This is a genomic window from Mycobacterium sp. (assembly GCF_049673265.1).
GTDB lineage: Bacteria > Actinomycetota > Actinomycetes > Mycobacteriales > Mycobacteriaceae > Mycobacterium.
In genome coordinates this window covers 1-5,908 of record NZ_JBATXN010000170.1, presented here as the reverse complement: position 1 = coordinate 5,908, position 5,908 = coordinate 1, and the positions used below count along the sequence as shown (strand labels likewise).

At 64.7% G+C, this 5,908-nt stretch carries 6 protein-coding genes and 1 pseudogene; 4 read left to right on the top strand and 3 right to left on the bottom strand.

The features are described 5' to 3' along the window. Window positions 1-508 (top strand): annotated as a pseudogene (locus WBF82_RS05915) (DNA polymerase III subunit gamma/tau); the annotation flags it as partial. Between the two features lie 348 nt (window positions 509-856). Here WBF82_RS05915 and WBF82_RS05910 read toward each other — a convergent pair. Then, window positions 857-2,167, bottom strand: a complete 1,311-nt coding sequence (locus WBF82_RS05910) for a class I SAM-dependent methyltransferase (protein ID WP_424382146.1) — start codon at window positions 2,165-2,167, stop codon at window positions 857-859. Continuing rightward, window positions 2,164-3,543 carry an FAD-binding oxidoreductase gene (locus tag WBF82_RS05905; protein ID WP_424382147.1) on the bottom strand — a complete coding sequence of 460 codons (1,380 nt, stop codon included), beginning with the start codon at window positions 3,541-3,543 and terminating at the stop codon, window positions 2,164-2,166. The genes WBF82_RS05910 and WBF82_RS05905 overlap by 4 nt, the downstream gene beginning before the upstream one ends. A 92-nt stretch (window positions 3,544-3,635) precedes the next feature. Here WBF82_RS05905 and WBF82_RS05900 point away from each other — a divergent pair, with 92 nt between their 5' ends. After that, window positions 3,636-4,073 carry an SRPBCC family protein gene (locus WBF82_RS05900; protein WP_424382145.1) on the top strand — a complete coding sequence of 146 codons (438 nt, stop codon included), beginning with the start codon at window positions 3,636-3,638 and terminating at the stop codon, window positions 4,071-4,073. On the opposite strand, the gene WBF82_RS05895 is transcribed toward WBF82_RS05900, so the two are convergent. Beyond that, the gene (locus WBF82_RS05895) at window positions 4,070-4,834 is read right to left on the bottom strand and encodes an Rv3717 family N-acetylmuramoyl-L-alanine amidase (protein WP_424382144.1); all 765 of its coding nucleotides are present in this window, start codon (window positions 4,832-4,834) and stop codon (window positions 4,070-4,072) included. The genes WBF82_RS05900 and WBF82_RS05895 overlap by 4 nt on opposite strands. A 98-nt stretch (window positions 4,835-4,932) precedes the next feature. Here WBF82_RS05895 and WBF82_RS05890 point away from each other — a divergent pair, with 98 nt between their 5' ends. Then, complete coding sequence (locus WBF82_RS05890) at window positions 4,933-5,256, top strand: YbaB/EbfC family nucleoid-associated protein (RefSeq protein ID WP_424382143.1); 324 nt, start codon at window positions 4,933-4,935, stop codon at window positions 5,254-5,256. A gap of 1 nt (window position 5,257) precedes the next feature. Then, window positions 5,258-5,869 (top strand): recombination mediator RecR, encoded by a 612-nt coding sequence (recR, locus tag WBF82_RS05885; protein ID WP_424382142.1) that lies wholly within the window; start codon window positions 5,258-5,260, stop codon window positions 5,867-5,869. Window positions 5,870-5,908 lie beyond the last annotated feature (39 nt).

Sequence of the window (5,908 nt, the reverse complement as noted above, 5' to 3'; positions counted from 1 at the left end):
GCCCGCGGCGGGCCCGGGTGAACCGGGCGCGGCCGCGGTCCGCACGTTGTGGCCGACGGTGCGCGAGAAGGTGCGTCAACGCAGCCGAACCACCGAGGTGATGCTGGCCGGCGCCACTGTGCGAGCGGTCGAGGGTGACACCTTGGTGTTGAGCCATGAATCGGCGCCGCTGGCCAAGCGGCTGTGCGAACAACGCAACGCCGATGTGATCGCAGAGGCGCTCAAAGATGCACTGGGCGTTAACTGGCGGGTGCGATGTGAAGCCGGCGCGCCGAACCTGACGACAACAGAAGAGCAGCCTGCGCCGGCCCGCCGCACCGAACGCTCGCGTCCGTCCGCGCCAGCGGAGCCAGCCGCCGACGATGATCCTGCTCAGCGCGCCGAAGAGGAAAGCATGCTGGCCGAAGCGGGTCAGGATGACGCGTCGACTCCGCGCCGCGACCCGGAAGAGGCGGCACTGGAGTTGCTGCAGAACGAACTGGGCGCACGCCGCATCGACAACAACTGACTTTCTTAGCAATCGTTAAAGAGCCCAACATGACTGACGTGAAAGGCGTAACGTCATCAAGTCCATGCTCAGACGAAAGGGGATGGTTTCCAATGCGGATTAAAATTGCTACCGTCGCCGCGGCACTCGCGATGGGCTCGTTGACGATAGCTCCCCACGCGCACGCCACCCAAATCCCGTATATCCCAACGGTTCCCACCGATCCCGGGATACCGGCGATCGTGCAGCCGCTCGACTGCAACGGTACTACCGGGGCACACGGCTGCGGTCCGGGGTTCCACTGGCGAAACGGCGCCCACGGGTGGGCTTGCTACCCCTGTTAACTAAGCCGCCGGCGCCAGCTTTGACTTAGGGCTGCCACCACGGCCGCAGTGGCAGCTCGTCGGTGCCCCGCGGGTCGAGATTTGCCGCCAACACGTGATGCAGCTGAATGTTGTCGTGCTCGAACGCAACTCGAGACGCCGCCATGTACAAGCCCCATACCTTCGCCGTGGCCAGACCGACCTCGTTGACGGCCTCGTCCCAATGCGCGACCAGGTTGCGACACCAGTCCCGCAACGTCATCGCGTAGTGCGTCCGGAAGTTCTCCGCATGCAGGACCTCGAACCCCGCATCTTGAATCTCTGACGTGATTCGTCCCGAGCCGGTCAGCTCCCCGTCCGGAAAAACGTAACGATCGGTGAAGCTGCTCGCGCGGAAGTTCGACTTGTTGTTATTGCGGGTGATGCAGTGATTGAGCAGCAGGCCCCCGGGGCGCAACTTGGACTTGAGGAACTCGAAGTAGGACGGATAGTTCTTGACCCCGATGTGTTCGGTCAATCCAATCGACGACACCGCATCGAACCCGGTCTCGCCGACGTCGCGATAGTCGGAGTGGCGCACCTCGGCCAATTCGGTGAGCCCTTCGGCGTCGATGGCCTGTTGCGCCCAGTGGGCCTGTTCGGCCGACAGGGTCGCCCCGATCGCCCGGACGCCGCGGCGGGCGGCGTAGCGGACCATCCCGCCCCAACCGCAACCGACGTCGAGCAGCCGATCACCCGGCTGCAACCGTAACTTCTCGTAAATCAGCCGATACTTGTTGTCCTGCGCCTCTTCCAGCGTCGCATCGGCGTGCGGATAGACCGCGCAGGTGTAGGTCATCGACGGTCCCAGCACCCACTCGTAGAAGGTGTTGGAGACGTCATAGTGGTGATGGATGGCCTCGGCATCGCGAGTCTTGCTGTGCCGCATGCCTTCGGCGAACCGCCGCCAGCGAGGCAGCGCCTCCTGCGGCGGAGGCGGCGCGGGCACCAGATGCTCGATGCCGACCGAGCGGATGATGCCGGCCAGCAGCCGTGCCGAAGGCCTGCTGAACTCGACCTTTTCGGCCAGCAATTTGAGCAATTCGTACGGATCGCCCGGAGGCACCCCGCGCGCCTCGAGGTCGCCCGAAACGTAGGCGCGCGCCAAGCCGAGTTCGCCGGGGGCGGTAGCCAGGTACGTGGTGCCGCGGGGGGTGAGCAGATCCATTCCAAGCACGGCGGTTTCCGGTCCGGCGCTGCTGCCGTCGTAAGCCGTGAACCTCAGCGACCGCTTCGCGCCGCCCGTGACGATCGCCAGGATCTCGGCGAGGCTCAACTTGCCTGCCGTGGTGGTCGCGGGTTCCTTGATGGTCGTCATCGTCGTTGCACCGCCTTTGCGTAGAGGTCAAGCAGACGCGAATCCGGGTCGTACGCCTTTTTCACGGTTTTATAGGTTTCACCGCCGTAAAGCTCGTCAAACTCATCCCGGCTGTAAAAGGAGTCGGAATACAAGGATTTGTGGCCGTCCAGCGAACCGACCTTGGCCTCTATCAACCGGTTCGTTGCGCTGTCGGAATCGCCCACGGGAACCGACGACCAGAACCCGACATTGACGTAGGTGGATCCGGGCCGGATCGGATAGAGCGGCCAGCCGTTGTGGTCGCGTAACCGTAACGGGCACAACCAGATCGGTGTGATCGGCACAGCATCGAGGAACCACTCCAAGAACTCAGCTGTGCGCTCGATCGGCACCTCGACATCCTGGACCACCCGTTCTCGCGGCGGGCGACCGTGACGCTTCTCGATCCGGTCGGCAACGCCGAAGCGCTGGTCGAGTGCCACCAACTTCCAGTAGGTGCTGCTGCGGCGGTAGCGCCGTGGCCACCACCGCCGCACCCTGGGGTTCTGTGCACCGAAAGGCCGTGAGCACCAGAACCAATCGGTATCCCATCGCCAGACGTAGTCGTGCATCGTCAACCGGTCTTCCTTGATGCCGGCGTCGTGCTGGATTGAGCGGTAGAAGATCTTTTGTCCGGTGTAGTCGCTGACTGGGCCGGGGGTGGCGGTACGCACACCGACGCACAAATAGCTCTCCTCGGGGCCGAACACGACGCCATCGAGATAGTCGACCGGCAGACCGTCGAAACCACCGGTCTCGATAATGCGGTCCATCGCTGCCATTAGGTCGGCCAGCGAGTTGAACCTCACGTGCCGCAGCGCCACGAACGGCTTAATGGGTTCTAGTTCGATCCGCAACCTCGTCGAATAGCCGAGGGTGCCATAGGAATTCGGGAAGGCACGGTAAAGGTCGGGATGCTGCTGGGGCGAGACGGTGAGCAATTCGCCGGCGCCGGTGAGAATATCCATCTCCAGCACCGACTCGTGGGGTAGGCCGTTGCGGAACGAGGCCGATTCAATGCCCAGCCCGGTAACCGCCCCGCCCAGTGTGATCGTCTTCAGCTGTGGCACCACAAAGGGTGACAGACCGTACGGCAGGGTCGCGTCGACCAGAGTCTCGTAGGTGCACATGCCGGCGACATCGGCGGTGCGCGCCTCAGCGTCGACCGAGATGACGTCGGTCAGGCCCGAGGTGTCCAGCCCGGGCGCGTCGCGTTTCGCACGGGCGCGAAACAAATTGGAGGTGGGTTTGGCGAGTCGGACGGCGGCCGTCGCGGGAATCGAACGATAGCTCGCCAGCAACCGCTCGACGCCCGCCGCATGAGCCGCCAGTGCGGATGCAGGGACTCCCACCAGATATACGCTAGTCGCCGATAGCAGCCCGCGCATGGACACCGCACCCAGGCGTGGCGCCGGCCACAACACCTGCGCAGAGGAGTTTTCGCCTAATGGGACACGTCAGTGCAGCCAGCACGATCTTGATCAACGCTGAGCCGACAACCGTGCTGTCCGCCGTTGCTGACTATCAAGGAGTCCGCCCGAAAATTCTGTCGTCGCACTACCGCGACTACCAGGTGCTGGAAGGCGGCCAGGGACAGGGAACTGTCGCCAGCTGGAAGCTGCAGGCCACCAAATCCCGGGTTCGCGATGTCCGGGCCACCGTCGACGTCGCCGGCCACGCCGTCATCGAGAAGGACGCCAACTCGACGATGATCACCAACTGGACCGTGGCTCCCGCCGGGCCCGGTTCGAGCGTCACGGTCACGACCACCTGGGCAGGAGCTGGCGGCGTGAAGGGATTCTTCGAGAAGACGTTCGCGCCGCTGGGACTGAAAAGGATCCAGGGTGAAGTGCTGGCCAACCTGAAAAAGGAACTGGAGAGCTAGCGCGCTTGGCCTTGGCTGCCTAAATAGCCGACGATGCCCTTGACGACGGCGTCGGCGTACTTTTGTTGGCCTTCCGGCGACTCCATCAGCGCAGAATCGACCGGGTTTTTCATGTTGCCGCACTCAACCAAGACCGATGGGTACTGCGCCAGGTTCAGCCCCGCCAGGTCCGAACGCCCATAGAGACCGTTCTGGCCGATGTAGGTGGCCGGCGGGATGCCCGACGCCTGCATTTGGTCACGCATGATCCGGGCGAACTGCACCGACGGGCCCGCCTGCACCTGGTTGAGCGGCGGCGCGGAGTAGTTGACGTGAAATCCCCGCCCGTTGGGCGGGCCGCCGTCGGCGTGGATGCTGACGACCGCGTTCGGGTGTAAGCCATTGGCCATCGCGGCGCGCTGGTCGACGCATGGGCCCACCGAGGAGTCGTCGCCGCGCGACATCGCCGTCCGCGCCCCCAGGGCGTTGAGTTCGGCGCGGATGCGCAACGTGGTTTCCCAGGTGAAGGTGTGCTCCGGATAGCCGTCATTGGTCGAGGTGCCGCTGGCCTGGCAGTCTTTGGTGCCGCCGCGGCCGGTGGGTACCTGACGGCTGATCGATGCGTCGTTGGCGCCGTTGTGACCGGGGTCGAGGAACACGACCATCCCGGCGATGTTGCCGGGGGCTGCGACGGCCTTCGGCGGAGTCGGGGTGGCAGCCACGACGGTCAAGGTGCCGACGGCTATCGCGGTCCCGACACGCAGGTGATCTCGTACACGCACGCCGTCACCGTAGCCCGGCGCCGTCTAGGCTTGAAGTTCCGAACCGCCCGCACGCGGCAGGCGCAACCAAGTCGAGACGAAGATGCAAGGGGACCGTCATGCAACCCGGAGAACAGCCCGACATGTCGGCGTTGCTCGCCCAGGCGCAACAGATGCAGCAACAGTTGATGGCTGCCCAGCAGCGCCTGGCCAACGCCGAGGTGCAGGGGAAGGCCGGTGGCGGCCTGGTCGAGGTCACCGTCAAGGGCAGCGGCGACGTTGTCGCGGTGAAGATCGATCCGAAAGTCGTCGACCCAGACGATGTCGAGACGCTGCAGGACTTGATCGTGGGCGCGCTCGCCGACGCCGCGGGGCAGGTCACCACGATGGCACAGCAGACGCTCGGCCCGCTGGCCGGCGGAATGGGCATTCCGGGGTCCTGACTTGTTCGAGGGGCCCGTTCAAGATCTGATCGACGAGCTCGGCAAGCTGCCGGGTATCGGGCCGAAGAGCGCGCAGCGCATTGCGTTTCATCTGTTGTCCGTCGAGCCTCCTGACATCGACCGGCTCACCGCGGTGCTGGCCAAAGTCCGTGACGGCGTCCGGTTTTGCGCGGTCTGCGGCAACGTGTCCGACGACGAGCGGTGCCGCATCTGCGCCGACCCGCGCCGGGACGGCTCGCAGGTCTGCGTCGTCGAGGAGCCCAAGGACATCCAGGCCGTCGAGCGCACCCGCGAATTTCGCGGTCGTTATCACGTCCTTGGTGGGGCGTTGGATCCGCTGTCCGGCGTCGGCCCCGAGCAACTGCGCATTCGCGAGCTTCTGAACCGGATCGGTCAGCAGGTCGACGGGGTCGATATCACCGAGGTGATCATCGCCACCGACCCCAACACCGAAGGCGAGGCGACCGCCACGTATTTGGTGCGGATGTTGCGAGACATTCCCGATCTAACCGTCACGCGAATCGCTTCTGGGCTGCCGATGGGCGGCGATCTGGAATTCGCCGACGAGCTGACCCTGGGACGCGCGTTGACCGGCCGCCGCGCAATGGCCTGACGGGCGCCAACGCAATCACATGGGTAACTCCGTTAACGG